The sequence below is a fragment of the Mesorhizobium sp. YIM 152430 genome (genome assembly GCF_029210365.1).
GTDB lineage: Bacteria > Pseudomonadota > Alphaproteobacteria > Rhizobiales > Rhizobiaceae > Aliihoeflea.
On record NZ_JARGES010000027.1, the window covers coordinates 431,340 to 457,957 of the forward strand.

Sequence of the window (26,618 nt, forward strand, 5' to 3'; positions counted from 1 at the left end):
CGATTCGATGACCTATTGCGTTGGCCTCAAGATCGATCGGGGGCTCGTCTTCATGTCCGACACGCGGACGAATGCGGGCATCGACAGCATTTCGACGTTCAGAAAGATGACGGTGTGGAAGAAGGACGGCGAGCGCGTCATCGTCCTTCTCTCGGCCGGCAATCTGGCGACGACCCAGTCCGTCGTCAGCCTGCTCGACGAACGCTCCAAGGCACATGCGGACCGGGCTCCGTCCATCCTCGAGACGCCATCGATGTTTCAGACCGCACGCCTCGTCGGCGACACGGTCAAGGAGGTCATCTCGAACTCGGCGCCGGTCGGCCAGCGTGCGGACGCCTTCGGAGCGTCCTTCATTCTGGGCGGTCAGATGAAGGGCTCGGAGCCACGCCTTTTCATGATCTATCCGGAAGGCAATTTCATCGAGGCATCCGACGACACGCCGTTCTTCCAGATCGGAGAGACCAAATACGGCAAGCCGATTCTCGTTCGGGCTTACGATCCGCAAATGACATTCGCCGAGACCGCAAAGCTCTTGATGGTGTCGTTCGACTCTACGTTGAAGTCGAACCTGTCTGTCGGTCTTCCGCTCGATATGCTGTTTCTGGCGCGCGACACCTACAGGATCGAACTGCAAAGGCGCATCGGAGGGGATGACCCCTATTACCGGCAGATTTCGGAGGGTTGGTCAGACGCGCTGCGCAATGCGTTCAAGAGCCTGCCTGATTTTCCCGGATAGACGCGAAAGGCGACCAAAGCCGCCTCCCGTAATTTCAATCCGGCTTGAGTGCAGGTCAGTAGTAGGGCGAGCGGCACTCACGACGCGGCCCGTTATAGGGCTGGAACGTATTGTCCGACGCGCGATATGAACGATAGCGATCATAGCACCACTGCACATGCGCGCTGCTATAGCCGCGATAACGCACCCGCGGTGCAGGCTGGGATGCAATCGCACCTCCGACGATCGCGCCCGTTATGAACGCCGCAGCCGGATACCAGAAGCCGTCGTTGTAGCGCCGATATCCCGGCCGGTAGTCGCGATAGCCGCGATACCCACGGTAATATCCGCCGCGGTCACGACGGGCAAAGCGCCGATCGTCGCGATAGTAGCGACCGGAACGATCCCAGCGACGATCGATCCGCCGCTCCACATTGCCGGCCCATGGGCTGAACTGACGGTCGGGATTGACACTGCGGAACGATCCTGGAAACTGACCCTGGTTGGTTTGAACCTGCTGGACTGCGGACGGAACCGACGTTTCGACGCGCGGCAATGCCGACGCGTTGCCCGTCATGCCGAGCGGCAGCGCCATAGCAAGCGCGATGAAACCGGACATGATCTTCTTCATGGCGACCTCCGAATTGATCTCGAACATATGTCCCTTTGTCACGAAATGAAATGACGCGACGTAAGTTCCGGCATAGCTGGGCGAAAACGGGCGGGTGCGATCAAAACCCGGTGATCAGTCGATGGGGCGCAGCAGCAATAGCCGGCATGGGTCGCCAACGCTCTGCGGCAGCGCGAGCGGCTCGCGCACGATCAGGCAGTTCGCGCGTGCAAGCATCCGCAGCATCGACGAATCCTGCACGTTCAGCGGCGTGACCACGAGTTCGCCGTCATCCTCCAGCCGGACAGTCGCTCGAACATAATCCTGCCGGCGGTCATTCGGACCCAGATTCCCGTCAAGCACCGCGCGGAACAAGCGCCGGCGGTGACGCTGACCTTGCAAGGCGGCCAGAAGCGGGCGCAGGAAAAGTTCGGCGCACACCATGGCTGAGACTGGATTTCCAGGCAGACCGAGTAAGGTCGTCGCGCCCAATCGTCCGGCCATCAGAGGTTTGCCCGGACGCATCGCGATCTTCCAGAAGGTAAGATCCACCCCCTTGGCGCTGAATGCCTTGGCCGTCAGGTCATGGTCTCCGACAGACGCGCCTCCCAGCGTGACGATGACATCGCTCCGCTTTGCAATCGCCCTGTCGAGCGCTGCCGCAATCGCCGCCTCGTCGTCTCCGACGATCCCGAGGTCGATCGCCTCGCCCCCCGCATCGTGAACCATCTGCGCGACACCGAAGCTGTTTGAGGCGATGATCTGGTCATCCGTTCGCGGCGCGCCAGATTTCACGAGCTCGTCACCCGTCGCGATGATCGCAACCCGCGGCCGACGCACGACCTCGACCGAAGTGGCGGCGGCGGCGGCGATCAGCGCAAGTGCCTGCGGATCGACCCGCCGGCCGGCTTCAAGCAGTACGTCGCCCTTGTGGAAATCCAGCCCCGCCCGTCGGATGTGCCGTCCCGCCGCAACCGTCTCCGTCGCGGTGATTACATCGCGGTCGCGCTCGGCATCCTCTTGGATCAGGATGGTATCGGCGCCTTGCGGAACGGGCGCCCCGGTGAAGATGCGCACGGCGTCGCCTGCACCCACGGTTCCTGCGAAACGGCGGCCGGCTGCGGATTCGCCGATCACCGCCAGCCGGGCAGGGACGGTTTCGACGTCAGCCGCGCGGACGGCGTAACCGTCCATGGCGGAAGCATCGAATGGCGGATGCGTCCGCCCGGCAACGATGGGGCCTGCAAGCACGCGATGCCCGGCCAAATCCAGCGGGACGGTTTCCACGTCGAGCCGCTCGATGCCGCCCAGCAACAGATCGAGTGCCTCGTCGACGGGTATCATTTCCGCCGCTCGTCGCGCTGGAAGTCGCCCGACTTGCCGCCGGTCTTTTGGATCAGCCGCACATCGCCGATGCTCATCGTTTTATCGAGCGCCTTGGCCATGTCGTAGACCGTCAGGCAGGCGAGCGAAACCGCCGTCAGTGCCTCCATCTCGACACCGGTCTGCCCCTTCAATCGAACCTCTGCGACCACGCGCAGACCCGGCAGGGTGCGGACAGGTTCGATCTCGACGGTAATTTTCGTCAGGAGCAGCGGATGGCAGAGCGGGATCAGGTCTGACGTCTTCTTTGCGGCCATGATGCCGGCGAGTCGTGCCGTGCCGAGCACGTCGCCCTTCTTGGCATTGCCGGCAAGGATCGCGTCGAGCGTGTCCGGTTTCATGCGGACATGCCCTTCCGCGACGGCGACGCGATGCGTCTCGTCCTTGTCGCCGACATCGACCATATGTGCTTCTCCGGCAGCGCCGATATGGGTGAGGCCGCTCATTCGATCTCCAGAAGCGCGCGCGTGGCGCCTGCGACATCGTCCCGGCGCATCAGGCTTTCACCGACGAGGAATGTATTGATCCCCGCTGCGCGCAATCTGTGGCAATCGTCGCGCGTGAAGATGCCGCTTTCCCCGACGATGATGCGATCCTCGGGAATCAGTCTCGAAAGGCGCTCGCTCGTCGCGAGATCGACCTCGAACGTTCGCAGATTGCGGTTGTTGATGCCGATCAGCGGTGAATTCAGTTTCAGCGCACGCTCGGTCTCCGCTTCGTCATGAATTTCGATCAGCGCCGCCATTCCAAGCTCATGCACAACGTCTTCGAGCTCGCGCGCGAGATCGTCATCGACACTGGCCATGATGATCAGGATTGCATCGGCGCCCCAGGCACGGGCCTCATGCACCTGATACGCGTCGAAGAGGAAATCCTTGCGCAGGGCGGGCAGGGTACATGCCGCCCGCGCCGCCGTCAGGAAGTCCGGCGAGCCCTGAAAGGACGGTGCGTCGGTCAAGACCGAAAGGCAGGCCGCGCCGCCGGCTTCATAGGCTCGCGCCAGCGACGGTGGATCGAAATCGGGTCGGATCAGACCTTTGGAGGGGCTTGCCTTCTTGATCTCGGCGATCAGGGCCGGCTGGCCGTCGCGGTGCTTTGCCCGCAGCGCGCCGGTGAAGTCCCGCGGTGCCGGCATATCCGCCGCGGCCCTGCGGATATCGCCGAGCGGGATCGCCGACTTTGCCGCGGCAATCTCGTCGCGCTTGTAGGCTTCGATCTTTTGAAGGATATCGGCCATCACACAGCCCTGCCACGGTTGGAGACCTCGATCAGGTCGATCAGGCACTGGCGCGCCATGCCTTCGTCGATGGACTTGCGGGCCAGCTCGAGGCCGGCTTCAAGGCTGCGTGCGCGTCCGGCGACAACGAGCGCACCGGCTGCATTCAGCACCGCGATGTCACGATACGCGTTTTCGGCGCCGTCGAGAACGCTGCGCAGCGCATCGGCATTGGACTGCGCGTCGCCCCCCTTGAGTTCTTCCGGCCTGGCACGGCGCAGGCCGAATTGCTCGGGCTCGATCTCGAACGTATGGATTTCGCCGTCCTCGAGCGCGGCGACCTGCGTCACGCCGGCCGTCGTCATCTCGTCGAGGCCGTCGCCATGGACGACCCAGACCCGCGAGGAACCCAGCTTCTTCAGCACCTCGGCGATCGGTTCGAGCCAGACCGGCGAGAAGACGCCGACGAGCTGGTTCGCTACGCCGGCCGGATTGGAAAGCGGTCCGAGGAGATTGAAAATGGTGCGCGTGCCAAGTTCGACCCGGCTCGGGCCGACATGGCGCATCGCGGCGTGATGGGCCGGCGCGAACATGAAGCCGAGCCCTGCCTCGCGGATGCAGGCCGATATTTCCGGCGCCCCAAGATCGATATTGACGCCGAGGGCAGCCAGCGCATCGGCAGCGCCGGAGCGCGAGGACAGTGCGCGATTGCCGTGCTTTGCGACGGGCACGCCCGCGCCCGCGACGATGAAGGCCGCGCAGGTCGAAACGTTGTAGGACCCCGACGCGTCGCCGCCCGTGCCCACGATGTCCACCGAATCGGCAGGCGCATCCACCCGCAGCATCTTGGCGCGCATTGTCGCCACCGCGCCCGAGATTTCCGGCACCGTTTCTCCGCGAACCCGCAAGGCCATCAGGAAACCGCCGATCTGGCTGGGCGTCGCTTCGCCCGACATCATGATGTCGAACGCCTTTCGCGCATCCTCGAAGGACAGCGTGTCTCCTGAGGCCACGCGCGCGATGTGTTCCTTGAGATCGCCCATCGATCAGAAACTCAAAGCCTGTTGCACGGCGCTCTGGTTCACCGTCACCGAATATTGCGATTGCAGCCGGGTGACGAGTTGGTCGAGCAGGTCGTCGCCCAGACCGCCCGCATAGGTTTGCGCGACATTCTCCGGAAGCGTGTCGCCCGAAGCATTCGCGGGTGCAAACACCTCGCTGACCTGAAGCACGATCTGGCGGTCGCCTTCATTGGAGCCGATGGTTTCCACACCGCGAACCGGAATGGAAAAGGCTGTGGCCACGCCCTCGCGGCCAAGATCGGCATCGTCGGCACCGCGGCGCAAGCCGCGCTTCGTCTGCACGTCCATTTCCAGTTCTGCCGCCACTTCGCTCATCGCAGCGCCGCCTTCGAGCCGGCTTGCGATCTCATTGGCGCGTTCTGCCAGAAGACGGCGGCCTTCCTGCCGGCGCCATTCGGCAAGGACCTCGTCGCGAACCTCGTCGAGTTCGCGGTTACGGGCAGGGGTCACGTCCGTGACTTCGTAGAAGACATAGCCGCTGGAGCCGAGGGCGATCGGGGCATTTTCCATGTTCGGCTCCGCCTCGAAGGCAGATTGCAGCACCTCCTCGCCAGCCGGTATGGCCGCGACTTCATTGCCCTCCGGGTCGAGCCCGTTGGCGCCGACGGCCGGGACGCTGACGACTTCGAGATTCTGCTGTGCCGCGGCTTCGCGCAGCGTCGCGCCTCCCGCGCGCGCATCCTCGTAGCCGTCATAGACGTCGAGAAGAATGCGGCTCGCCTCGTCCAGGGCCATTTCCTCGCGGATCTCGGCCGACACTTCGTCCACGGGGCGCACCGATTCGGGCACGATGTCGTCGACTCGGATGAGAAGCGAGCCGAACGAGCCCGCAACGACGTCGCTGACGCCGCCTTCCTCAAGGGCGAAGGCCGCCTCGGCGATGGCCGGATCCGGCACGTCCTCGCGGGCGAAGGTCCCGAGCGTCAGGTCGCCGGTCGAACGGCCGAGCTCGGTCGCGATCTGGTCGAATGTCGCTTCGCCGGACGAAATGCGCGCGGCCGCCGCCTGCGCGGCTTCCTCGTTCGCAAACACGATCTGGCTGATGGTGCGCTGCTCCGCCTGGGAAAACGAACTGCGATGTGTCTCGTAGAACTCGGCCACCTGCGCGTCGCTGATCGCGGCAGGGTCGGCAATGTCCTCGGGTTCGAGCTTGACATAGTCCAACGCGCGATATTCGGGCGCGGCGAAGCTTGCCGCGTTCTCATCGAACCAGGCCCGCAATTCACCGTCCGAAGGGTCTGCGATCGGCTCGACAAGCGAGCGGTCGAGGACGAGATATTCAGCCGTTCGATCCTCGCCCCGATAGAGCGCCACCGCATTGAGGAAGGTGTCCGGCACGCCCATCCCGTCGGCGACGGCATCGACGATCTGCTGGCGGATCGCCAGTTGCTCGCGATTGCGCAGATAGTCGTCCGGACGCATTCCGACCTGCCGCAGGACGAATTCGAACTGGTTGCGGTCGAATTGGCCGCTCGCATTGCGGAAGGCCGGGTCCTCGGCGGTCAGGGTGGCCAGACGATCCCGTGACAGGCCCAGATCCATTTCACGCGCCTGTTCGTCGAGAACGGCGCCGGCGACGAGTTGCGCGAGAACCTGTTGCTCCAGTCCGAATGCCCGTGCCTGTTCGCGCGAAATGCGGGTGCCGAACTGTTGAGACAGAAGCTGGAGCTGGCGATCATAGGCCAGCCGGTATTCGTTGACCTGGACACGCGTTTCGCCGACCGCCAGAACATGATTGCCGACGCCCGTCAGCATCTGGCCGGACATGCCCCAGACCGCGAAACTGATGACGAGCAGGCCAAGCAGCAGCTTCACCATCAGGGAACCGGATTTGCCGCGCAGCCAAGTCAGCATTTTCGACCTTCCATTGTCGGTCCATCATCAAACTGGCTGACGGAATACCGTCACTGACCGGCGCTGTCGATTGCTTTGTCGACGCATTTTGCTACCAAACAGCGATCCGAACCTGGAACGAACGCCGGAATGAAGAAGGAACACCGATGAGCGCGCGCATTCGACCCGTACTGGCCGGCAACTGGAAAATGAACGGAGTGGCCGCATCGCTTCCCGAACTCCAGGCGATCGCCGCCGGTTCGCAAGGCTTCGCCAGGCTCGATCTCGTCGTCTGCCTTCCAGCAACGTTGATCGCGCGGGCCAGGCAGGTGGTTGACGGCTCGCCCGTCCATCTTGGCGGGCAGGATTGCCATGCAAACGCCTCCGGCGCCCATACCGGCGACATTTCCGCCGACATGCTCAAGGATGCCGGCGCCGATCATGTGATCGTGGGCCACTCGGAGCGCCGCACCGATCATGGCGAGACGAGCGAAGGCGTCGCGGCCAAGGCGAAGGCTGCCTGGGGCGCGGGCCTCAAGGCCATCATCTGCATCGGCGAAACCCGCGCCGAGCGCGAAGCAGGTGAGACGCTGGATGTCCTTTCGGCGCAGATCGCCGCTTCGGTGCCTGACGGCGCGACGGCCGACAACACCATCCTCGCCTATGAACCCGTCTGGGCCATCGGCACCGGCCTGACCCCGACCGTGGAGGACGTCGCGATCGCGCACACCCATATTCGTGCCCGGCTGGAGGCGAGGATCGGCGCAGTCGCGCAAGCGATCCCGCTTCTTTATGGCGGTTCGGTCAAGTCCTCCAATGCCGGGGAATTGATGGCGGTGGCCGACGTGGACGGCGCTCTCGTCGGCGGCGCAAGCCTCAAAGCCGATGATTTCCTGTCGATTGCAGGCGCATTCTAGACATTTCGATTCAATTCTGCCCGGCGCTGTTCGCCGTCGCTTCACCACCTGACAACACGATACATCTGGTTACCTGACGCAGACAGGGTCGCGCACTAGCATAGTCAAATGGCGAATCGCTCGAGGCATGACCCTTGGCGGCGAGTTGCCATTTGTATTGATGCGGCGGGAGTATGTCCATGAGCAATGAAGACATGTCGAGTTCCGGCGGCAAGGTCGCGCCGGATCGGCTTTTGGAACTGACCACTCAGATCGTCTGCGCCTATGTCAGTCACAATCCCGTTCCGGCAACTGAAGTATCGGGATTGATTGGCTCGGTTCACCGGTCGATCTGTGCTCAGGGGCAGTCCACAGCGCCGGAACAGCAAATGGAGCCGGCCGTGCCGATCCGCAAATCGGTCACGCCCGACTACATCATCTCGCTTGAGGACGGGCGAAAGTTTCGCACATTGTCGCGCCATCTGATGGCACGATACGGCATGACGCCGGAACAGTACCGACGCAAATGGGGCCTGCCGGACGATTACCCGATGGTCGCCCCCAATTACGCCGTGGAACGCTCGAAGATCGCCAAGTCGATGGGGCTCGGCCGGCCCGACTCCGCCAGCACCGACGAATAGCCGGCCTCAACTGATCAAGGGACAATGCGGCGCGCGGCCGAACACCACCCACACGCGTTCGCCGCGGGAGCGGCCGATGATCTCGATCGAACGCCGACCGACGTCGACGATTTCGGCCCGCCGGATACCCATGCGATCGGCCTTGCGCAACGCATCGCGCGGCGAGCAACCGCCTCGACCGCGCCACTCGTCGCGGTCGCGATAGCCGCCGCGATTCCAACGCTCCGGCCCGCGGTCGCGGCCACGGTCGGGCGCGAAGAATTCGGCGCCCGGCCTCTGCCCGCCACCGAGCCCGTAATATCCACGATCCTGCGCCCCTGCGGGCAGGGAAGTCAGCACGCAGGCTGCAAGCAATCCCAGAACAGCGAATTTCTTCATTTCAAAACCCCTCGGCGACATCGCATGATCGCGATGGAAGCCACACTACCTGCACGAAGCTGAACGTGCGGCCTACGGATCATTCATCGGCCGTTCATTACGGAAAAGCAAATTTTCCAGGAAGCCGTCATTCATCTTAACACACTGAAACTTTATGCGTTTTTCTGTTCGTCGTCACACGGAAAAGGCGGGAAACGAGCGCTCGGCAAGAAATGTGTCGAAGGGGGATTGATTTTAGAACAAAACAAGAACATTATTGGGTCGTATCCAAGGAAAAACACCATGTCCGATCTCGTTCACGACCTCGTCTCCTTTGTTTCGATCGGTGCCTTCATCACCACGCTCGCGCTTTGGCTGGTGGTGGTCTGATCAATCGCCCAGTGCCGTGCCTTCACGGCGCGGATCGGCGGCGCCTTCCAGTCCGTCCGGCGTGAATTCGATGCCGTGCAGGCCGGAATTGAGTTCTCGCGTCTCGGTCTCGTAGCCCAGCGCCCGAAGGGCAGGGGCGAATTCCTCCGCGCCCGTGCCAGCCTCCAGCCAATAAGGGCCAGCGATGTTGGCCAGGTGGGGCAGGGCGATCGCTTCGTTGATCGGCATGTCCCAGTCGATCAATGCGATCAGAGTCTGGGCGACGTAGGGAATGATGGTCGCACCGCCGGGCGAACCAAGCGCGAAAACCGGCTTGCCATCCTGAAGAACGATCGTCGGCGACATCGATGAACGGGGCCGCTTGGAAGCTTCGACACGGTTGGCCACCAGTCCCGATCCGTCTTCGGATACGAACGAGAAGTCGGTCAACTGGTTGTTGAGAAGATAGCCGTTCGCCATTACCCGCGAACCGAAACCATTTTCGATCGATGACGTCATCGATATGACATTGCCGGCTGCATCGGCGACGACGAAATGCGTCGTCGCTGGCGCCTCGTATGAGAATCCGTCCAGCCGGTTCTCCGTTCGCCTGGTCGACGGTTCGCCGGCCGCCACTTCGTCTGGGCGCAAGGCATTGGCTGATTGCAGAAGTAAAGAGCGTTCCGCAAGGTAGGACGTGGCGAGGAGACCCGACGGAATGTCCACGAAGTCGGGATCGGCGAGGTAGCGGTTACGGTCGGCGAAGGCGAGGCGGGTCGCGTCTCCGATAAGCCGCCAGGATTGCGCGTCGTCGGGACCGAGCGCACGCAGGTCATAGGGCGCGACGAGGCCCAGTATCTGCCCGACGGCGATGCCGCCGGACGAGGGCGGCCCCATGCCACAGACATCGAATTCGCGATATGAGACGCAGGCCGGTTCGCGTTCGACGACCTCGTAGTCGGCGAAATCCGAAAGCGTCAGCGAGCCCGGATTCGGGTGAGTGCCGACCGCATCGACGATGGCGGCGGCAAGGTCGCCGCGATAGAACGGCGCCGCGCCTTCCTCGGCCAGAAGCCGCAAGGCATCAGCATAATCCGAGTTCCGGCGCTGGTCACCGGCGGTAAGGGCAGCGCCGGAGGGAAAAAAATATGCGGATGCCGCCGGATCGGCGTCGAGACGACCCGATTCACCCTCCAGCAGGCCGGCAAGCCTTGGCGAAACGGTGAAGCCGTCTTCCGCCAGCCCGATCGCGCCGGCCAGCGTTTCGCGAAGTTCGAGTTTGCCGTGCCGCTCGGCCAGGAGTTCGAGCAGCAACGGAACACCGGGAACCCCGACCGATCGCCCGCCGACGACCGCCTCGAAGAACGGCATCGGGTCGCCATTCTCGTCAAGGAAGAGATCCGGGGTTGCTGCCGCCGGTGCCGTCTCGCGCGCGTCATAGGTCGTCAGCTTGCCTGTCGCGCCATCCAGCCACAATGCGAACGCGCCGCCACCAAGTCCCGACGATTGCGGCTCGACGAGGCCGAGCACGGCCTGCACCGCGACCGCCGCATCCGCCGCCGATCCGCCCTGGCGCAAAATTGCCAGTCCGGCTTCGGTGGCGAGCGGGTTCGCCGCGACGACCATCGCCTCCTTGGCCGTCACCAGCGGCGCCGATTGCAATCCGGTCGCCGTTTCGGGCGCGATGAGATCGCTTTGGCTCTGGGCCGTTGCCGGCGCGACGATCGAAAGCAGCATAAGGGCGAGAACGGGCAGGGATGCTCGAAGCTTCGACATGGCTGATCTCCTTTGCCGAAATCAGTCTACGTCGCCGAACACATCTTCGAAAGCGGCCTTCATGGCCATGTCGACATCCGTCATGGTGACCGGCAGGCCGAGATCGACGAGGCTCGTCACGCCATGGCCGCGAATGCCGCATGGCACGATGCCGTCGAAATGCGACAGGTCCGGCTCGACATTGAGCGCGATGCCGTGGAACGACACCCAGCGCCGCAGCCGGATGCCGATGGCCGCGATCTTGTCTTCGGCCGCCGACCCGTCCGGCAGTGGAGGCCGTTCGGGGCGCACGACCCAGACGCCGACGCGATCGTCGCGCCGCTCGCCCTTCACGTTGAACCGGTCGAGCGTGCGGATGATCCATTCCTCGAGAGCGGCCACGAAGGCCCGCACGTCCTCGCGGCGGCGCTTCAGGTCGAGCATGACATAGGCGACCCGCTGGCCCGGGCCGTGGTAGGTGTACTCCCCACCGCGCCCTGCGGCGAAGACGGGAAACCGCTCGGCCGCAAGGAGATCGGCAGGATTTGCGCTCGTCCCGGCCGTATAGAGCGGCGGGTGCTCGACCAGCCAGACGAGCTCGCCGGCCGCGCCGTCGCGTATCGCGCCCGCGCGCGCTTCCATGAAGGCAAGCGCGGCCGGATATTCCACAAAGCCCGGCTCGATCCGCCATTCGACGGCCGGTGATCCGGGAAACGCCAGAAACTGTGCGGGCAGGGCGTCGCGCGTGGTCATGATCAGCCGGATGTATGGGATCGGACGGCACGCGTCCACTCGTTGACGCAGCGTCTTGTCGCAATCGGCAAAATAATCGGCAATTCCATGCCCGCGCTCTTGTGCGGTGGGGGGCGATTTGCTAATTGCGCCGGGCCGGTCGAGACCGGCTGGTCATGGCGTGCGGTCGTGGCGGAATTGGTAGACGCGCAGCGTTGAGGTCGCTGTGGGGCAACCCGTGGAAGTTCGAGTCTTCTCGACCGCACCAATGCCATGAGGGCGCTTGCTTCCGGATCGCGCCGTCGGGAGAAATCCATCGCTCAGGGTCTCAGCCACATCACCTTCATCGTTCGCGATCTCGATCGCATGGAAACGATCCTCGTCGGCGTCCTGGATGCCCGGAAGGTCTACGATAGCGGGTCCGACACGTTCTCCTTGTCGCGCGAGCGCTTCTTCCTGATCGGCGAAGAACCGGACGCGGTCTGGGTTGCCGTCATGGAGGGCGAACCGCTGCCGTCGCGAAGCTACAATCACGTCGCATTCGCGATTCCCGATTCACGCTACGAAGAATATTCGGCACGCGTCCGGTCATTCGGTCTCGACCTGCGCGAGGGGCGCAACCGTGTCGCGGGCGAAGGGCGGTCGATCAATTTCCACGATCACGACAACCATCTTTTCGAGTTGCACACCGGCACGCTTCACGACCGCCTGCAACGTTACGCAAAGGGCAAGTAGGGGGAGCAAGTAAGGATGCATTTTCGAGCATGAAGAAACAGGCGACTACACAATCCAGTCGCATAAGATGGATTATGGAACTGACGACTGTCGACGAAAGCCTGCCTGATCGCCAAACTCGATCGTCATTCCGTCATAGGCAGGCTCGACATGAGCCGGCGTCTCCGCCGCTACCGTATCGTAGTCGAGCGGAATGTGCATGTGCGTCAGCACCGCCCGTTTCGGTTTCACTCGCTCGATAATCTCCAGCGCTTCGGCGAGCGAAAAATGGCTCGGATGACGCTTGTATTGCAGCGCGTCGACGATCAGCACGTCCAGCCCGTCGAGGCGCGCCATCGTGTCGGACGGAAACGCGCTGACGTCCGAGCAGTAAGCCAGATTGCCGATCCGGAAGCCGAGCGAGATGATGTCGCCATGAATCTGCGGTAGCGGCAGGAACTCGATCGCGCCGCCCGGACCCTCGATCGCGAAGGCGTCGTCATGCGTGATGACGTGCGGATTGAGGATCGGCGGATAGGAACTGCCGGGCGGCGTCTCGAAGCAGTAGCCGAAGGAATCGCGCAACCGGTCGAGCGTCGGCCGGTCGGCATGAATGTCGATGCGCCTGCGCTGGACGAGCGCGAAGCCGCGCAGATCGTCGATGCCGTGAATATGGTCGGCGTGCGGGTGCGTGTAGACGGCCGCATCGACGGCTTCGACGCCGGCCGCGATCATCTGGTCGCGAAAATCCGGCCCGGTGTCGATGACGATCCGTGTCACGCCATGGACGCCGATCCGCTCCACCATGGCCGCCGCGCGCCGTCGCCGGTTGCGCGGATTGGACGGGTCGCAATTGCCCCAATCGCCGGTGATGCGCGGCACGCCCGGCGACGAGCCACACCCCAGGATCGTGAAGCGGTATCCAGCGCTCATCCCGGCCGCGGCATCTTCGAAAACAGGCGGAAGAAATTGTCGCTCGTCAGCCGGCCGATTTCGGTTTCGTCGACGCCGACCGTCTCCGCCAGCACGCGCGCGGTGTCGACGACGAAAGCCGGCTCGTTGCGCTTGCCGCGATTGGGCACCGGCGCGAGGAAAGGCGCGTCCGTTTCGACCAGCAGCCGGTCATGCGGAACGCGCTGCGCGATGTCGCGGATCTCCTGCGAGTTCCGAAATGTCAAAATCCCTGAAAACGAAACATAACCGCCCAACTCGGCGCCGATTTCGGCAAGCCGGGCGCCGGACGAAAAGCAATGCAGAACAAAGGGAAAGGAACCTGTCTTCGACTCGTCTTCCAGGATCGAGATCATGTCCTCGTCGGCCGCGCGCGCATGGATGACGAGCGGCAGGCCGGTTTCCCGCGCCGCCTCGATATGCACGCGCAATCCATGCGCCTGAGCATCGCGCGGCGCCTTGTCATAGTGATAGTCGAGCCCCGCTTCGCCGATGGCCACCACTTTCGGATGCTCGCTGAGTTGGATGAGTTCAGCGGCGGTCACGTCGCGTTCCTCGCCGGCATTGTGCGGATGCGTGCCGACGGAGCAATAGACCGCGTCATAGGCCTCTGCGATCGCCCGGATTTGGTCGAAACGGCGAACGCGCGTCGATATCGTGACCATGCGCTCGACACCCGCTGCGCGCGCGCGCGCCACGACCGCGTCGCGCTCCTCGGCGAAGTCGGGAAAGTCGAGATGGCAATGGCTGTCGACCAGCATCGTCAGGCGCCCTGCGCTTCCTGCTCCACATAACGCGGGAAAATGCCTTGCGGCGCGGGCAGTTCGGCACCCGGCTTCAGCCAGCCATCGGCCAGATGCGCGAATGTCCGGTCCTCGTTTTTCACCCCAAGCAGATCGAGCAGTTTGTCGGCCGACTGCGGAATGAAGGCAAGGCACAGAATACCGACACGGCGCAGCACTTCAGCCGTCGTGTAGAGCACAGTTTCCATCCGCGCCGGATCGGTCTTGCGCAGCGCCCAGGGCTCCTGCCCGGCGAAATAGCGATTGGCTTCGGCAACGACGCCGAAGATAGCGGCCAGCGCCGTGTGCAGAGCCTGCTGCCCCATCGCTGCGCGCGCCGTGGCCAGCGCTTCCAGCGCCAGGTCGAGAATCGCCCGATCCACATCGGCCAGTTCGCCGCGTTGCGGCACCCTGCCCGCGCAATTCTTGGCGATCATCGACAGCGACCGCTGTGCAAGATTGCCGAGGTCGTTCGCAAGGTCCGCATTGGTGCGGTTGACGATCGCCTCGTGGCTGTAATTGCCGTCCTGTCCGAACGGCACTTCGCGCAGCAGGAAATACCGCAACTGGTCGAGGCCGTAATGCTCGACCAACGCGGACGGATCGATGACGTTTCCGACCGACTTCGACATCTTCTCCCCGCGGTTGAACACGAAGCCGTGGCTGAAGACACGCTTGGGCAAAGGAATGTCTGCCGACATCAGGAAGGCCGGCCAGTAGACGGCGTGAAACCGTGTGATGTCCTTGCCGATGACATGCAGATCGGCCGGCCAATAGCGCCAGAGCTCTGCGTTTTCATCAGGATAGCCGGCGGCGGTGATGTAGTTCGTCAGCGCGTCGACCCAGACATACATCACGTGTTTTTCGTCGCCCGGCACCGGAATGCCCCAGTCGAACGTCGTCCGGGAAATCGACAGATCCTTCAGTCCCGAACGCACGAAGCTGGCGACCTCGTTGCGGCGCTCGGCGGGACCGACGAAGTCCGGCCGGCGCTCGTAAAGATCGAGCAGCCGGTCCTGATAGGCCGACAGGCGGAAGAAGTAGCTTTCTTCCTCGACCCATTCGACAGGCGCTCCCTGCGGGCCGTAACGCACGCCATCGTCGCGAAGCTCGGTCTCGTCCTCGCCGAAATAAGCTTCGTCGCGCACCGAATACCAGCCGGCATAGCCGCCCTTGTAGATGTCGCCACTGGCTTCCATCGCCTTCCAGATCGCCTGCGAGGCGTGCTTGTGACGCTCCTCGCTGGTGCGGATGAAGTCGTCGTTAGACGCGTTGAGAAGTGTCGCCATCTGCTTGAATTCGGACGAATTCCTGTCGGCGAGTTCCTTCGGCGAGATGCCTTCCTTGCGAGCCGTCTGAAGCATCTTGATGCCATGCTCGTCCGTGCCGGTCAGAAAGCGGACGTCCTTGCCGTCGAGCCGCTGAAAGCGCGCCAGCGCGTCGGTGGCGATCAGCTCGTAGGCGTGACCGATATGAGGCTTGCCATTGGGATAGGAAATTGCGGTCGTGATGTAGAATTTCTCGGCTGCCATGCGCTCGCTCGGTCACTGGAGCATCGGTCCGGGAGAAAACACCGGTATTTGAATCGTCCGATGCTCAATCGGATCTGGTCGCGGTCACATAGACCACGAACCGGCATTTGGCCAGACGCTCAATCAGTGCGCGCCGCAAAGCTGGCCGAGCAGCCCGACGACATGTTGGCGCTTGTCGAGATTGTAGGTGTCGGCGTCGATGATGCGCTGGCGAAACGCCGCCCACTGCGCTGCAAGCCGCGCAGCCAGTTCGGCGTCGCCCCCATACCCGGCGGCCTGTGCCCTCGCCTCCGCGATCCCCGCGACATGCTCGTTGAAGAGCCGGAACTGAACCGTCGCGTCACGGCCGCCGACGGCATCCGCAATTCGGTAGGCGGCGGCGGCATCGAACTTTCCGCTGGAGACCAGGGCATCGACCGCATTGGCGATGTCGAGTCCGCCGAACTGCGTCAGCAACAGCGCCTGGCGAACGCTGCCGGCGGCCTTTGCCGCAAGATCATCGGCCGGAACGTCTTCGGTCGCTTCCGACCCTGGCGAAACCGCACGCAAGGCAGCGATGAGATCGTCGCTCGCCAGGGGCCTCAGTTTCAGAAGCTGGCAGCGTGATCGGATCGTCGGCAGCATTCGGCCGATCGAATGAACGATCAGCAGAAAGAGTACACGCGGCGGCGGCTCCTCGAGGCTCTTCAAGAGCGCATTCGCCGCATTTCGGTTCATGTCGTCGGCAGCGTCGACGATGACGACCCTGTGGCCGCCGTCATGGGCGGTCATCGACAGGAACCGCCCGACCCGGCGAACCTCGTCGACGGTGACGGCCGACTTGAAACCGGCGCCGCGGTCGGCGGCGGGCCGCGTCAGGTGCAGAAGCGAGGGATGCGCGCCCTGCGCCATCAGGCGAAACAGTGTGGACGCGGTGTCCGGCCGCGCGAGCGTCGATGGCGCGTGGGCCGGATCGGGATTGGCGAGAAGGTAATGGGCCAGGCGAAAGGCAAAGGTCGCCTTGCCGATCCCGCGCGGTCCGGAAAGGATCAGCGCATGGTGGAATTTGCCGGATCGGTAGGCGCGCGCCAGTTCGTCGCCTTCCTCGACATGGCCGAACAGTTCGGCGTGCTCTACCGGTTCGGGCACTTCGGGAATGCTGTCATACTGTTCCGGCGCAGTGCGTTCAAAGGTCATCGGCAACCTGCAACAGGCTCCCGGCGGGCGCGATTACCTTGGCGACGCGGTCCCATATGGCGTCGGCCACATCGTCCTGGTCTTTGGAAGCATCGATGATGATGCAACGGGCAGGCTCCGCGCGCGCGATGTCGATATAGGCTTCCCGGCGCTCTTCATGCAGCGCCAGGTCTTCCTTTTCATAACGATCGGCGTCGTCAGAGCCGCGCCGGCTTGCGGCGCGGCGCATTCCCTCCACCGGGTCGAGATCGAGGATGATGGTCAGGTCCGGCATCATGCCGTTGATGGCAATGCCTTCCAGGGCACTCATGAATGTCTTGTCGAGCCTTCCCGAGACGCCCTGATAGACGCGCGAGGAATCGAGAAACCGGTCGCACAGCACGGTCTTGCCTGCGGCGATCGCCGGGCGGATGATCTGCTCGACATGGTCGGAACGTGCGGCAGCGAATAGCATCGCCTCCATCGCCGGCCCGAACGGCTCGGCCGCGCCGGAAAGGAGCACATGGCGCACCGCCTCGCCGCCGGCCGAACCGCCCGGTTCGCGCGAGACGACGACTTCGTGGCCCTCCGCCTCCAAGCGATCGGCCAAAAGCCGGATCTGCGTCGACTTGCCCGCCCCCTCGCCGCCCTCGAAAGTGATGAAATGTCCTCTTGGCAATGCGCATCCTTTCGCCGGTCACCGACTCGCATCAGCGCCTAACAGATAATGGCTTCGGGTGCCAAATGCGACGAACCCGCGCAAGCAGGCGAGCAGATCAGCGAATCCAGCCGATCGCCAGTTCCTCGATGGCGTCGAGCGCGCGCTGGTGCAGCTTTCCGGTCGCGACCGATTCGGCGGCAAAGAGCGGCGTCTCCTGGCTCATCGCCTCTCCGATCCAAACGCGCAGCGTGCCGATCCGCGCGCCCTCCTCCACCGGCGCGATGACCGGGCCGTCATAGACGATGCGCGCGACGAGGCGGTCGCGATTGGTCAGCGGCACGAACAGCGAGATCGGTCCGTTCGAGCGCAGGCCGACGCCCCCCTTCGCGCCGCCATAGACCTTGGCCTCGCCGACGATCTCGTCGGCGGCGAAGACCTGATACTTGTCGAAGGCGCGCATTCCCCAGTCGAGGATCTTGCGCGCTTCCTCCGCGCGCTGCGCGTCGCTTTCCATGCCGCTGAGCGCCACGAAGAGACGCCGGTCGTCGCGTGCGACCGAACCGACGATGCCATAGCCCGATTCCTGGGTGAAGCCGGTCTTCATGCCGTCGGCGCCGATATTCATGCGCAAAAGCGGATTGCGGTTGCGCTGCGTGATGTTGTTCCAAGTGAATTCGGGCTGCGCGTAATAGGCGTAATAGTCCGGATACTCGGTCCAGATATGATGCGCGAGCATGGCAAGTTCGCGCACCGTCACGACCTGCCCTTCGGCCGGCAGTCCGGTCGAATTCTTGAACACCGACCGCGTCATGCCGATTTCGCGCGCGCGCTCGGTCATGAGTTGCGCGAAATTCTCCTCCGAACCGGCCATTCCCTCGGCAATGATGATGCAACCGTCATTGGCCGACTGGACGATGACACCCTGGATCAGGTTCTCGAGCGTGATCGATGAGCGCACCTCGGCGAACATGGTCGACCCGCCCGACATCGCCCCGCCCGTCCGCCACGCATTCTCGGAAACGAAGAATTCGTCCTGCAATGTCAGCCGGCCAGTCTTCAATGCGTTGAAGACGACTTCCATCGTCATCAGCTTGGCGAGCGAGGCGGGTGGGATCGGCGCGTCGGGATTTTTCGAGAAGAGGACTGTCCCGGTGTCAGCGTCGATCATGAAGCCTGTTTGCGCGCGGGTTTCGAAAAGCTGTGCCGACGCGCCGGAGGCAAGACCCGTCAGCAGCAGGAATGCGGTCAGGACTACGCCCAGAATTCGCCGATCATACATTGCCCTACCCCATAACTGCCCCTTGCCTGAAGGCTAGCACCGGGTCGGGCGATTTCGCAACTCAACCTGGCGCGATCAGTCGATCTGGCCGAGCCATTGCAGGATCGCCACCGTACCGCCCGCGACGACCGCGCCCATCGCCGTGCCCCAGCCGGTATCGACCAGCGCGACGATGCCATCATAGCCGCGCAGGACCGACAAATTGGTGAAATTATAAGTGAGATAGGCGAAGAAGCCGAACAACGCTCCATTCAACGCCGCTGCCTGCCACGCCCCTGCCGCCATGCCGGCTGCAACCCCGAAATAAACGAGGCCGATGATGTAAATTGCATAGAAGATGGCCGCGACACCCCAGCGCGGCTGATCGAGCAGAAGGTCGCCCATCCGGCTCGCATAGAAATTGCGGGCAACGACGCCAAGCCAGAGCGCGTCGAGGATGAGGAAGAGGACCAGGGCGATCCCGTAGGCGGAAAGATATTTGGTCATCTGGCGATCCCGGTTGCTGAGACGAACCTGTCTACGCCGTCAAAGCGCCGGCAGATCGCCCCGCGCCCAGTTTTCCGTGATCTCGCCTGCCCTGTCCGCAAACCGCTCCGCCTCGATGGCGCTTCTGATATCGGCCATAAGCGACTGATAATAGGACAGATTGTTCCAGGTCAGGAGCATTCCGGCAAGCGATTCGCCGGATTTGACGAGGTGATGCAGATAGGCGCGGCTGTAGTCCCGCGCGGCAGGACAGTCGCTTTCCTCGTCGAGCGGGCGATGGTCCTCGGCATGGCGCGCGTTCTTCAGGTTGATCTTGCCGCGCCGCGTATAGGCAAGCCCGTGGCGGCCGGCGCGCGTCGGCATCACGCAGTCGAACATGTCGATGCCACGAGCGACCGATTTCAGGATGTCGTCGGGCGTGCCGACGCCCATCAGATAGCGCGGTTTGTTCCCCGGAAGCAGCGGATTGGTCACCTCCAGCATGTCCAGCATCACCTGCTGCGGCTCGCCAACTGCCAGCCCGCCGACTGCATAGCCCTTCAGATCGAGATCGCGCAGCGCCACTGCCGAGCGCTCGCGAAGGGCCGGCACGTCGCCGCCCTGCACGATGCCGAACATCGACTTGCCGGGCTGCGTGCCGAACGCCGCCTTGCAGCGCTCCGCCCAGCGCAACGACAGTTCCATCGCCTTCTCGATCGCCTTGTGCTCGGCCGGCAGCGCCGTGCATTCGTCGAGCTGCATCTGGATGTCGCTGTCCAGAAGCCCCTGGATCTCGATCGACCGCTCCGGGGACATCTCGTAGACGGTGCCGTCGATATGCGAGCGGAACTTCACGCCCTGTTCGGTGATCTTGCGCAACTGCGCCAGCGACATGACTTGGAACCCGCCCGAATCCGTCAGGATCGGGTGCGGCCAGCGGGCGAATTCATGAAGGCCGCCCAACCGCGCAACGCGCTCTGCGCCGGGACGCAGCATCAGGTGATAGGTGTTGCCGAGGATGATGTCCGAGCCGAGGTCGCGCACCTGGTCGAGATACATCGCCTTGACCGTGCCGCCCGTCCCGACCGGCATGAAAGCCGGCGTGCGGATCGTGCCGCGCGGCATGGTGATCTCACCGCGCCGCGCCGCGCCGTCGCTCGCAAGCACGCGGAACTCGAAATTCTCGGTCATCGATCATCCGATCTGAAGAGCAGGCTCGAATCGCCGTAGGAGTAGAACCGGTAGCGGTTCTCGATCGCATGGGCATAGGCCGCACGCATCCGCTCGGTGCCGGCAAAGGCCGAAACGAGCATGAAGAGGGTCGAGCGCGGCAGGTGGAAATTGGTCATCAGCACGTCCACGGCCTTGAAGCGGTAGCCGGGCGTGATGAAGATGTCGGTCGGGCCGGACCATGGCGCGATCGTGCCATCCTCGCGCGCGGCGCTTTCGAGCAATCGCAGCGATGTCGTGCCGACCGCGACGATGCGTCCGCCCCCGGCGCGCACGGCGTTCAACCGTTCGGCCGTCGCGGCGTCGATCGTCCCGATCTCGGCGTGCATCTTGTGGTCGTCCGTGTCGTCGGCCTTGACTGGCAGGAACGTGCCTGCGCCGACATGAAGCGTGACGAAGGCGGTCTGCGCGCCGGCCGCGCCCACGGCGGCCAGCAGGTCCGGCGTGAAGTGCAGCCCCGCCGTCGGCGCGGCGACAGCCCCCTCCTCGCGCGCATAGACCGTCTGGTAGTCCTCGCGATCGCGCGCGTCCTCCGGGCGCTTCGAGGCGATATAGGGAGGCAGCGGAATATGGCCGACGGCGTGCAGCGCCTCGTCGAGAAACGCGCCCGACAGGTCGAAGGCGAGCGTCACCTCCCCCGCCTCGCCCTTCTCGCGCACTTCGGCGGTCAGCCGTCCGGCAAGGCACATCGATCCGCCGTGGCCGAATTCGATCCGGTCGCCGACCTTCAGCCGCTTGGCGGGGCGTGCAAACGCCTTCCAGCAATCGGGCGCCATGCGCATGTGCAGCGTCAGGTCGATCTCGCTGACCGCATCGCCGCGCCGGCGCAGGCCCGTCAACTGTGCCGGAATGACCTTGGTGTCGTTGAATACCAGCATGTCGCCAGGCCGCAAGAACGAGGGCAGGCCTCGAACCGCGTGGTCGGCAAGACCCTCCGGCTTGACGACCAGCATCTTCGCCGCATCGCGCGGTTCGGCCGGCCGCAAGGCGATCCGGTCCTCCGGCAGTTCGAAATCGAAAAGATCGACGCGCATGGCGGTCAGGGCCCCACGCAGGTCAGCGCATGGGCGCCCTGACCGGCGATCCGCAGCGTGCCGGCCGTCACTTGATCATGTTCTTCGGTGGCGGACAGAAGCCGCAGTTCGGCGACAATCCGCTCGATGTTCGGGTCGGTGAAGTCGACGACGACAAGATCTCCGTGTCGCGCCGCCTGGCCGACGACGACCGGCTGGCCGTCTCCGTCCTCAAGCGTCGTCCAGCCTCCCTCGCCTGCCGCGATCGTGGCCCCGGCGACGGAGAGCACCGGCAGGCTGGCGAGCGTCAGTTCGACCGAAGCGCCGTCATCGGAGACGCAAGCAATCGTGCCGGAAGCGTGGGCGCTCCCGGCACAAAGGGCCATCATCAATAGTGTGGCCGCGCGTCGCATCACGCGTCGGCGGCGACCTTCATCGACACGATCGAATCGGGATCCTGCACCGGCTCGCCGCGCTTGATCTTGTCGACATTGTCCATGCCTTCGATCACCTGGCCCCAGACCGTGTACTGGCGGTTGAGGAAGCCGGCATCGCCGAAGCAGATGAAGAACTGCGAATTGGCCGAGTTCGGATTCTGCGAACGCGCCATCGAGCAGGCGCCGCGGCCGTGATTGGCGTTCGAGAACTCCGCCTTCAGGTCGGCCATGTCGGATCCGCCCATGCCGGCGCGCCCCGGATTGAAGTCCTTGCCGCCCTTCTTGCCGAACTTGACGTCGCCGGTCTGCGCCATGAACCCTTCGATGACGCGGTGAAAGACGACACCGTCATAGGCGCCGGCACGCGTCAGTTCCTTGATCCGCGCGACATGACCGGGTGCCAGATCGGGATAGAGTTCGATCGTGACGCTGCCCTTGGTCGTCTCCATGACGATCGTGTTCTCCGGATCCTTGATCTCGGCCATTAGCGGTTCCTTCCGTGTCTGAATGAAGAATTGTTCGCCCGCGCTCATGCGCAGGCTATTCGGCCGTGCCCATACGGACGCTGACCATGCGGTCCGGGTCGGTCACCGAGCCGTTCATGGCCGGGTCGCCCTTCTTGATGTTGTCGACGAATTCCATGCCGCTCTCGACTTCTCCGACGATCGTATAGGCCCCGTCGAGCGGCGGCGCGGCGTCGAACATGATGAAGAACTGCGAGTTGGCCGAATTCGGATCCTGCGCGCGGGCCATCCCGACGGTGCCGCGAACGAAGTTCTCCGCCGAGAATTCGGCCGGAATGTTGCCGAGGTCGGAGCCGCCGGTGCCGGCGCGCTGGCTGTTGTAGCCGTTTTCCATGTCGCCATACTGCACGTCGCCCGTCTGCGCCATGAAGCCGTCGATCACGCGATGGAACGCGACGTTGTCATAGGCGCCCTGCCCGACAAGGGTCTTGATCTGCTCCACATGCTGCGGCGCAAGATCCGGGCGAAGCGCGATCCTCACCTCCCCGTCCTTGAGCGTGATGATCATCGTGTCCTCCGGCTCTGCGGCGAGCGCCGAGGTCGCCATGAAGGCGGCGATGAGCGTGGACGAGGCGAAACGGACGAAGGACATGTCGGACTCCCTGGGAACCTAGCTGAATTTCTGGCGCAACACGGGAGCGACGCTCTTCGGCACGAAGGCCGAGATATCGCCGCCCATTGACGCTATCTGGCGGACGAGTGTGGCGGTAATCGTGCGGACGGACGGACTTGCCGGAATGAAGACGGTTTGCAGTTCCGGCGCGATCGTTTCGTTCATGCCGGCCATCTGCATCTCGTAGTCGAGATCGGTGCCGTCGCGCAGCCCCCGGATTATGATCGATGCGCCCTGTTCGCGCGATGCATTCACGACGAGACCGTCGAAGGCGACCACCTCAAGCCGGGCGGAATCGGTCCCAAGCTCGTCCGCGCAGGCGCGCTTGATCAGGTCGACGCGCTCCTCGAACGAGAACAGCGGCTTCTTGGAAGCCTGCACGCCGATGCCGACGACGATGCGGTCGGCAACCGCAAGCGCGCCCTTGAGAACGTCGAGATGGCCGTTGGTCAGGGGATCGAACGATCCAGCGTAAAAGGCAATGCGTTCAGTCATGGGAAGGCTTCTACTCAGACGAAACGTGGATGGCAAATGCGGGGCGCGGCGTGAACCGCAGATGAACGGTCCTCTCAGAACGCGTTCAGCGGGAAATGACGATTGTCAAGACGGTCGATGAAACCTTTTGAGTCATTCGTCGTTAATTCGGCAAGGAGACACACCATGATCATCATCATGCTCGCAGCCACCATGACCCTTGCAATGCTGATCGCCACGGCGTTCGGCCTGCATCAGGAAGCCCAGCGCGTTCGTGTTGAGAACCGGCAGCAGAAGATCAACCGCTACCGGTACTGATCCCTGCTATGACTGCTCGTCCGCGTCTCCTGCGGCATCAGCCGCGGTCTGCGCGACGATTTCGGCTTCGCTTTCCAGTTCCTCTTCGCCGTTCTGCGGGTCGGAAATCCGCTCCACCGACACGACCTTTTCGTCCCTCGCCGTATTGAAGATCGTCACGCCCTTCGTGGCGCGGCTGGCGAAACGTATCCCGTTGACCGGCACGCGAATGACCTGACCCGCATTCGACACCAGCATGATCTGGTCGTCGTTCTCCACCGGGAACGCCGCGACCAGCGGCCCGATCTCGCCCGTCTTCGACACGTCGGTCGCCCGAATTCCCTTGCCGCCGCGGCCGATGACGCGGAAATCATAGGACGACGACCGCTTGCCGTAGCCTTTCTCGCTGACCGTCAGGACGAATTCCTCGCGCGCTTTCAACTCGTCATAGCGCTCGGCCTCGATCTGCGCGTCTTCCGCGACCTCTTCATTCGTCAGCGCGATTTCCTCATCCTCGCCAGTCACCGCGCGACGCTCGGCCGCCGACTGTTTCAGATAGGCGGCGCGCTCGGCGGGGGTCGCGTCGACATGGTGCAGGATCGCCATCGAGATGACCGTGTCGCCCTCGCCCAGATTGATGCCCCGCACGCCCGTCGAATTGCGGCTTTGGAACACGCGAACATCGGTAACCGGGAAGCGGATGCACTGCCCGGAGCCCGCCGTCAGCAGGATGTCGTCATGTTCGGTGCAGGTATAGACGCCGAGGATCTCGTCCCCGTCCTCGTCGAGCTTCATCGCGATCTTGCCGTTGCGGTTGACCTGCGTGAAATCCGACAGCTTGTTGCGCCGAACCGTGCCCCGCGTCGTCGCGAACATGACGTCGAGATTGCCCCAGCTTTCCTCGTCCTCCGGCAGCGGCATGATCGTGGTGATGCGCTCGCCTTCCTGCAAGGGCAGCATGTTGCGCAGGAACTTGCCGCGCGATTGCGGCGTGCCGATCGCCAGACGCCAGACCTTTTCCTTGTAGACGATGCCACGCGAGGAAAAGAACAGGATCGGCGTGTGCGTGCTGGCCACGAACAGCCGCGTGACGAAATCCTCGTCGCGTGTCGACATGCCCGAGCGCCCCTTGCCGCCGCGCCGCTGCGCCCGGTAGATCGAAAGCGGCACGCGCTTGATGTAGCCGGAATGGCTCACCGTGACGACCATGTCCTCGCGCGCGATCAGATCCTCGTCGTCCATGTCCGCGCCGCCTTCGGCAAGCTCGGTGCGCCGCGGCGTGCCGAACTCGTCGCGAACCGCGATCAACTCGTTCTTCACGATCTGCTGGATGCGCGCGCGCGACGACAGGATGTCGAGGAAATCCTTGATCTCCTCGCCGATCGCATTGAGTTCGTCTGCGATCTCGTCGCGGCCGAGCGCGGTCAGCCGCTGCAAACGCAGTTCGAGGATCGCACGCGCCTGCTCTTCGGAAAGGTTGTAGGTGCCGTCCTCGTTGATCCGGTGGCGCGGATCGTCGATCAGGCGGATCAGCGCCTCGACGTCATGAGCCGGCCAGCGCCGGGTCATGAGTTGTTCGCGCGCCGTCTGCGGGTCCGGCGCCTTGCGGATGAGCGCGATGACCTCATCGATATTGGCAACGGCGATAGCGAGGCCGACCAGCACATGCGCGCGCTCGCGCGCCTTGCGCAGGAGATACTTCGTCCGCCGGCTGACGACGTCCTCGCGGAAGAAGACGAAGGCGCGCAGCATGTCGAGCAGGTTGAGCTGTTCCGGCTTGCCGCCATTGAGCGCGACTATGTTCGCACCGAACGAGGTCTGAAGCGGCGTGAAGCGATAGAGCTGGTTCAAGATGACGTCGGCGACGGCGTCGCGCTTCAATTCGATGACGACGCGGTAGCCCTGCCGGTCGGATTCGTCGCGAATGTCGGAAATGCCCTCGATGCGCTTGTCGCGCACGAGTTCGGCCATTTTCTCGATCATCGACGCCTTGTTCACCTGGAACGGGATCTCGGTGACGATGATGGCTTCGCGGTCGCCGCGGATCGGCTCGACGTGAACCTTGCCGCGCATCAGGATCGAGCCGCGGCCGGTCTCATAGGCACTGCGTATGCCGGCCTTGCCGAGCACGAGGCCGCCGGTCGGGAAATCCGGACCGGGAATGATTTCCATCATCTCGTGCAGTTCGATCGCCGGATTGTCGATCATCGCGACGCAGCCGTCGACGACCTCGGACAAATTGTGCGGCGGAATGTTCGTCGCCATGCCGACGGCAATGCCGCCCGAACCGTTGACCAGAAGGTTCGGAAAGCGCGCCGGGAGCACCTTCGGTTCCTGGCCGGACGAATCGTAGGTGTCCTGCCAGTCGACCGTTTCCTTGTCGATGTCCTCGAGCAGTTCGTGGGCGACCTTGGTCAGGCGCGATTCCGTGTAGCGCATCGCCGCCGGCGGATCGCCGTCGATCGAGCCGAAATTGCCCTGCCCGTCGATCAGCGGCACGCGCAGCGACCAGTCCTGCGCCATGCGCACAAGCGCGTCGTAGATCGAGGCGTCGCCATGCGGGTGATACTTACCCATCACGTCGGCGACCGGCCGGGCCGATTTCACATATTTCCGGTTCCAGTAATAGGCGCTCTCATGGCTGGCATAGAGAATGCGCCGATGCACCGGCTTCAGCCCGTCGCGCACGTCCGGCAGCGCCCGGCTGACGATCACGCTCATGGCGTAATCGAGATAGGAACGCTGCATTTCCTCGATGATGGAAATCGGCTCGATGTCGTCCGGTCCGCCCTGCGGCCCGCGCGGTGTCGTCAAATCGGTCAAGTGGGTTCACGATCGTGCTGATGAATCACAGGCAACTTATATAGGAACGGCATCGAAAATGCCAAACCGACGCCCCGTT

Annotated in this window: 28 protein-coding genes and 1 tRNA gene; 6 read left to right on the plus strand and 23 right to left on the minus strand. The window is 63.7% G+C overall.

Going from position 1 to position 26,618, the window contains the following annotated elements; genetic code table 11:
- Nucleotides 1-7 precede the first annotated feature (7 nt).
- A complete protein-coding gene (locus tag PZ895_RS09840; RefSeq protein ID WP_275838830.1) occupies nt 8-736 on the plus strand; it encodes a proteasome-type protease in 729 nt (242 codons plus the stop codon).
- Between the two features lie 55 nt (nt 737-791).
- Here the strand turns inward: PZ895_RS09840 and PZ895_RS09845 are convergent, their stop codons facing one another.
- The 6 genes from PZ895_RS09845 to PZ895_RS09870 form a co-directional block, all read right to left on the minus strand.
- Nucleotides 792-1,310, minus strand: a complete 519-nt coding sequence (locus PZ895_RS09845; RefSeq protein ID WP_275838931.1) for a BA14K family protein — start codon at nt 1,308-1,310, stop codon at nt 792-794.
- Between the two features lie 150 nt (nt 1,311-1,460).
- The gene (gene glp, locus PZ895_RS09850) at nt 1,461-2,669 is read right to left on the minus strand and encodes a gephyrin-like molybdotransferase Glp (RefSeq protein ID WP_275838831.1); all 1,209 of its coding nucleotides are present in this window, start codon (nt 2,667-2,669) and stop codon (nt 1,461-1,463) included.
- Nucleotides 2,666-3,154 carry a cyclic pyranopterin monophosphate synthase MoaC gene (gene moaC / locus PZ895_RS09855; RefSeq protein ID WP_275838832.1) on the minus strand — a complete coding sequence of 163 codons (489 nt, stop codon included), beginning with the start codon at nt 3,152-3,154 and terminating at the stop codon, nt 2,666-2,668. Before moaC ends, glp begins: the two co-directional genes overlap by 4 nt.
- On the minus strand, nt 3,151-3,948 hold the full coding sequence (gene trpC, locus PZ895_RS09860) for an indole-3-glycerol phosphate synthase TrpC (protein ID WP_275838833.1): 798 nt from the start codon (nt 3,946-3,948) through the stop codon (nt 3,151-3,153). Before trpC ends, moaC begins: the two co-directional genes overlap by 4 nt.
- A complete protein-coding gene (gene trpD, locus PZ895_RS09865; RefSeq protein ID WP_275838834.1) occupies nt 3,945-4,967 on the minus strand; it encodes an anthranilate phosphoribosyltransferase in 1,023 nt (340 codons plus the stop codon). The genes trpC and trpD overlap by 4 nt, the downstream gene beginning before the upstream one ends.
- A gap of 3 nt (nt 4,968-4,970) precedes the next feature.
- Nucleotides 4,971-6,860, minus strand: a complete 1,890-nt coding sequence (locus PZ895_RS09870) for a SurA N-terminal domain-containing protein (RefSeq protein WP_275838835.1) — start codon at nt 6,858-6,860, stop codon at nt 4,971-4,973.
- Nucleotides 6,861-7,006: 146 nt separating this feature from the next.
- Between PZ895_RS09870 and tpiA the strand changes: the two genes are divergently transcribed.
- On the plus strand, nt 7,007-7,756 hold the full coding sequence (gene tpiA, locus PZ895_RS09875) for a triose-phosphate isomerase (RefSeq protein ID WP_275838836.1): 750 nt from the start codon (nt 7,007-7,009) through the stop codon (nt 7,754-7,756).
- 179 nt (nt 7,757-7,935) lie between these two features.
- Complete coding sequence (locus PZ895_RS09880) at nt 7,936-8,376, plus strand: MucR family transcriptional regulator (protein WP_275838837.1); 441 nt, start codon at nt 7,936-7,938, stop codon at nt 8,374-8,376.
- Between the two features lie 6 nt (nt 8,377-8,382).
- Here the strand turns inward: PZ895_RS09880 and PZ895_RS09885 are convergent, their stop codons facing one another.
- The 3 genes from PZ895_RS09885 to lipB form a co-directional block, all read right to left on the minus strand.
- The gene (locus tag PZ895_RS09885) at nt 8,383-8,754 is read right to left on the minus strand and encodes a hypothetical protein (RefSeq protein WP_275838838.1); all 372 of its coding nucleotides are present in this window, start codon (nt 8,752-8,754) and stop codon (nt 8,383-8,385) included.
- A gap of 369 nt (nt 8,755-9,123) precedes the next feature.
- Nucleotides 9,124-10,878, minus strand: a complete 1,755-nt coding sequence (gene ggt, locus PZ895_RS09890) for a gamma-glutamyltransferase (RefSeq protein ID WP_275838839.1) — start codon at nt 10,876-10,878, stop codon at nt 9,124-9,126.
- A 21-nt stretch (nt 10,879-10,899) separates the two neighbouring features.
- Complete coding sequence (lipB, locus tag PZ895_RS09895; RefSeq protein WP_275838840.1) at nt 10,900-11,610, minus strand: lipoyl(octanoyl) transferase LipB; 711 nt, start codon at nt 11,608-11,610, stop codon at nt 10,900-10,902.
- Between the two features lie 162 nt (nt 11,611-11,772).
- Between lipB and PZ895_RS09900 the strand changes: the two genes are divergently transcribed.
- A tRNA-Leu gene (locus PZ895_RS09900) sits at nt 11,773-11,857 on the plus strand.
- A gap of 47 nt (nt 11,858-11,904) precedes the next feature.
- Nucleotides 11,905-12,324, plus strand: coding sequence for a FosX/FosE/FosI family fosfomycin resistance hydrolase (gene fosX / locus PZ895_RS09905; protein ID WP_275838932.1), 420 nt, complete (start codon nt 11,905-11,907; stop codon nt 12,322-12,324).
- 72 nt (nt 12,325-12,396) lie between these two features.
- On the opposite strand, the gene PZ895_RS09910 is transcribed toward fosX, so the two are convergent.
- The 13 genes from PZ895_RS09910 to coaD all read right to left on the minus strand — a co-directional run bounded on the left by PZ895_RS09910 (nt 12,397) and on the right by coaD (nt 23,440).
- Nucleotides 12,397-13,236, minus strand: coding sequence for an MBL fold metallo-hydrolase (locus PZ895_RS09910; RefSeq protein ID WP_275838841.1), 840 nt, complete (start codon nt 13,234-13,236; stop codon nt 12,397-12,399).
- Nucleotides 13,233-14,015, minus strand: coding sequence for a TatD family hydrolase (locus PZ895_RS09915; protein WP_275838842.1), 783 nt, complete (start codon nt 14,013-14,015; stop codon nt 13,233-13,235). The genes PZ895_RS09910 and PZ895_RS09915 overlap by 4 nt, the downstream gene beginning before the upstream one ends.
- 2 nt (nt 14,016-14,017) lie before the next feature.
- Nucleotides 14,018-15,568 (minus strand): methionine--tRNA ligase, encoded by a 1,551-nt coding sequence (gene metG / locus PZ895_RS09920; RefSeq protein WP_275838843.1) that lies wholly within the window; start codon nt 15,566-15,568, stop codon nt 14,018-14,020.
- Between the two features lie 123 nt (nt 15,569-15,691).
- The gene (locus tag PZ895_RS09925) at nt 15,692-16,744 is read right to left on the minus strand and encodes a DNA polymerase III subunit delta' (RefSeq protein WP_275838844.1); all 1,053 of its coding nucleotides are present in this window, start codon (nt 16,742-16,744) and stop codon (nt 15,692-15,694) included.
- A complete protein-coding gene (tmk, locus tag PZ895_RS09930) occupies nt 16,734-17,402 on the minus strand; it encodes a dTMP kinase (RefSeq protein WP_275838845.1) in 669 nt (222 codons plus the stop codon). Before tmk ends, PZ895_RS09925 begins: the two co-directional genes overlap by 11 nt.
- A 97-nt stretch (nt 17,403-17,499) precedes the next feature.
- The gene (locus PZ895_RS09935; protein WP_275838846.1) at nt 17,500-18,663 is read right to left on the minus strand and encodes a D-alanyl-D-alanine carboxypeptidase family protein; all 1,164 of its coding nucleotides are present in this window, start codon (nt 18,661-18,663) and stop codon (nt 17,500-17,502) included.
- Nucleotides 18,664-18,738: 75 nt separating this feature from the next.
- Nucleotides 18,739-19,149: a DUF2177 family protein gene (locus PZ895_RS09940; protein ID WP_275838847.1), complete on the minus strand. Its 411-nt coding sequence runs from the start codon at nt 19,147-19,149 to the stop codon at nt 18,739-18,741.
- 39 nt (nt 19,150-19,188) lie between these two features.
- Entirely contained in the window at nt 19,189-20,319 is a 1,131-nt protein-coding gene (gene tgt, locus PZ895_RS09945; protein ID WP_275838848.1) for a tRNA guanosine(34) transglycosylase Tgt, read from the minus strand.
- A complete protein-coding gene (gene queA, locus PZ895_RS09950; protein ID WP_275838849.1) occupies nt 20,316-21,392 on the minus strand; it encodes a tRNA preQ1(34) S-adenosylmethionine ribosyltransferase-isomerase QueA in 1,077 nt (358 codons plus the stop codon). The genes tgt and queA overlap by 4 nt, the downstream gene beginning before the upstream one ends.
- 5 nt (nt 21,393-21,397) lie before the next feature.
- Nucleotides 21,398-21,760, minus strand: coding sequence for a hypothetical protein (locus PZ895_RS09955; RefSeq protein WP_275838850.1), 363 nt, complete (start codon nt 21,758-21,760; stop codon nt 21,398-21,400).
- Nucleotides 21,761-21,783: 23 nt separating this feature from the next.
- A complete protein-coding gene (locus PZ895_RS09960) occupies nt 21,784-22,293 on the minus strand; it encodes a peptidylprolyl isomerase (RefSeq protein WP_275838851.1) in 510 nt (169 codons plus the stop codon).
- A 55-nt stretch (nt 22,294-22,348) separates the two neighbouring features.
- Nucleotides 22,349-22,924 (minus strand): peptidylprolyl isomerase, encoded by a 576-nt coding sequence (locus PZ895_RS09965; protein ID WP_275838852.1) that lies wholly within the window; start codon nt 22,922-22,924, stop codon nt 22,349-22,351.
- A gap of 18 nt (nt 22,925-22,942) precedes the next feature.
- On the minus strand, nt 22,943-23,440 hold the full coding sequence (coaD, locus tag PZ895_RS09970; RefSeq protein WP_275838853.1) for a pantetheine-phosphate adenylyltransferase: 498 nt from the start codon (nt 23,438-23,440) through the stop codon (nt 22,943-22,945).
- Between the two features lie 165 nt (nt 23,441-23,605).
- Between coaD and PZ895_RS09975 the strand changes: the two genes are divergently transcribed.
- Nucleotides 23,606-23,737 (plus strand): hypothetical protein, encoded by a 132-nt coding sequence (locus PZ895_RS09975; protein ID WP_256483276.1) that lies wholly within the window; start codon nt 23,606-23,608, stop codon nt 23,735-23,737.
- Nucleotides 23,738-23,743: 6 nt separating this feature from the next.
- On the opposite strand, the gene gyrA is transcribed toward PZ895_RS09975, so the two are convergent.
- Nucleotides 23,744-26,539, minus strand: coding sequence for a DNA gyrase subunit A (gene gyrA / locus PZ895_RS09980; protein WP_275838854.1), 2,796 nt, complete (start codon nt 26,537-26,539; stop codon nt 23,744-23,746).
- Between the last annotated feature and the right edge of the window lie 79 nt (nt 26,540-26,618).

Coding starts and splice junctions, on each gene's coding strand:
- tpiA (WP_275838836.1), top strand. CDS start 7,007: ATGAGCGCGCGCATTCGACCCGTACTGGCCGGCAACTGGAAAATGAAC.
- PZ895_RS09915 (WP_275838842.1), bottom strand. CDS start 14,015: ATGCTGGTCGACAGCCATTGCCATCTCGACTTTCCCGACTTCGCCGAG.
- PZ895_RS09935 (WP_275838846.1), bottom strand. CDS start 18,663: ATGTATGATCGGCGAATTCTGGGCGTAGTCCTGACCGCATTCCTGCTG.
- queA (WP_275838849.1), bottom strand. CDS start 21,392: ATGCGCGTCGATCTTTTCGATTTCGAACTGCCGGAGGACCGGATCGCC.
- trpD (WP_275838834.1), bottom strand. CDS start 4,967: ATGGGCGATCTCAAGGAACACATCGCGCGCGTGGCCTCAGGAGACACG.
- PZ895_RS09845 (WP_275838931.1), bottom strand. CDS start 1,310: ATGGCGCTGCCGCTCGGCATGACGGGCAACGCGTCGGCATTGCCGCGC.
- PZ895_RS09880 (WP_275838837.1), top strand. CDS start 7,936: ATGAGCAATGAAGACATGTCGAGTTCCGGCGGCAAGGTCGCGCCGGAT.
- PZ895_RS09925 (WP_275838844.1), bottom strand. CDS start 16,744: ATGACCTTTGAACGCACTGCGCCGGAACAGTATGACAGCATTCCCGAA.
- tgt (WP_275838848.1), bottom strand. CDS start 20,319: ATGACCGAGAATTTCGAGTTCCGCGTGCTTGCGAGCGACGGCGCGGCG.
- PZ895_RS09940 (WP_275838847.1), bottom strand. CDS start 19,149: ATGACCAAATATCTTTCCGCCTACGGGATCGCCCTGGTCCTCTTCCTC.
- metG (WP_275838843.1), bottom strand. CDS start 15,568: ATGGCAGCCGAGAAATTCTACATCACGACCGCAATTTCCTATCCCAAT.
- PZ895_RS09870 (WP_275838835.1), bottom strand. CDS start 6,860: ATGCTGACTTGGCTGCGCGGCAAATCCGGTTCCCTGATGGTGAAGCTG.
- PZ895_RS09965 (WP_275838852.1), bottom strand. CDS start 22,924: ATGTCCTTCGTCCGTTTCGCCTCGTCCACGCTCATCGCCGCCTTCATG.
- PZ895_RS09840 (WP_275838830.1), top strand. CDS start 8: ATGACCTATTGCGTTGGCCTCAAGATCGATCGGGGGCTCGTCTTCATG.
- PZ895_RS09955 (WP_275838850.1), bottom strand. CDS start 21,760: ATGATGGCCCTTTGTGCCGGGAGCGCCCACGCTTCCGGCACGATTGCT.
- PZ895_RS09960 (WP_275838851.1), bottom strand. CDS start 22,293: ATGGCCGAGATCAAGGATCCGGAGAACACGATCGTCATGGAGACGACC.
- PZ895_RS09885 (WP_275838838.1), bottom strand. CDS start 8,754: ATGAAGAAATTCGCTGTTCTGGGATTGCTTGCAGCCTGCGTGCTGACT.
- PZ895_RS09910 (WP_275838841.1), bottom strand. CDS start 13,236: ATGAGCGCTGGATACCGCTTCACGATCCTGGGGTGTGGCTCGTCGCCG.
- lipB (WP_275838840.1), bottom strand. CDS start 11,610: ATGACCACGCGCGACGCCCTGCCCGCACAGTTTCTGGCGTTTCCCGGA.
- ggt (WP_275838839.1), bottom strand. CDS start 10,878: ATGTCGAAGCTTCGAGCATCCCTGCCCGTTCTCGCCCTTATGCTGCTT.
- coaD (WP_275838853.1), bottom strand. CDS start 23,440: ATGACTGAACGCATTGCCTTTTACGCTGGATCGTTCGATCCCCTGACC.
- moaC (WP_275838832.1), bottom strand. CDS start 3,154: ATGAGCGGCCTCACCCATATCGGCGCTGCCGGAGAAGCACATATGGTC.
- PZ895_RS09975 (WP_256483276.1), top strand. CDS start 23,606: ATGATCATCATCATGCTCGCAGCCACCATGACCCTTGCAATGCTGATC.
- glp (WP_275838831.1), bottom strand. CDS start 2,669: ATGATACCCGTCGACGAGGCACTCGATCTGTTGCTGGGCGGCATCGAG.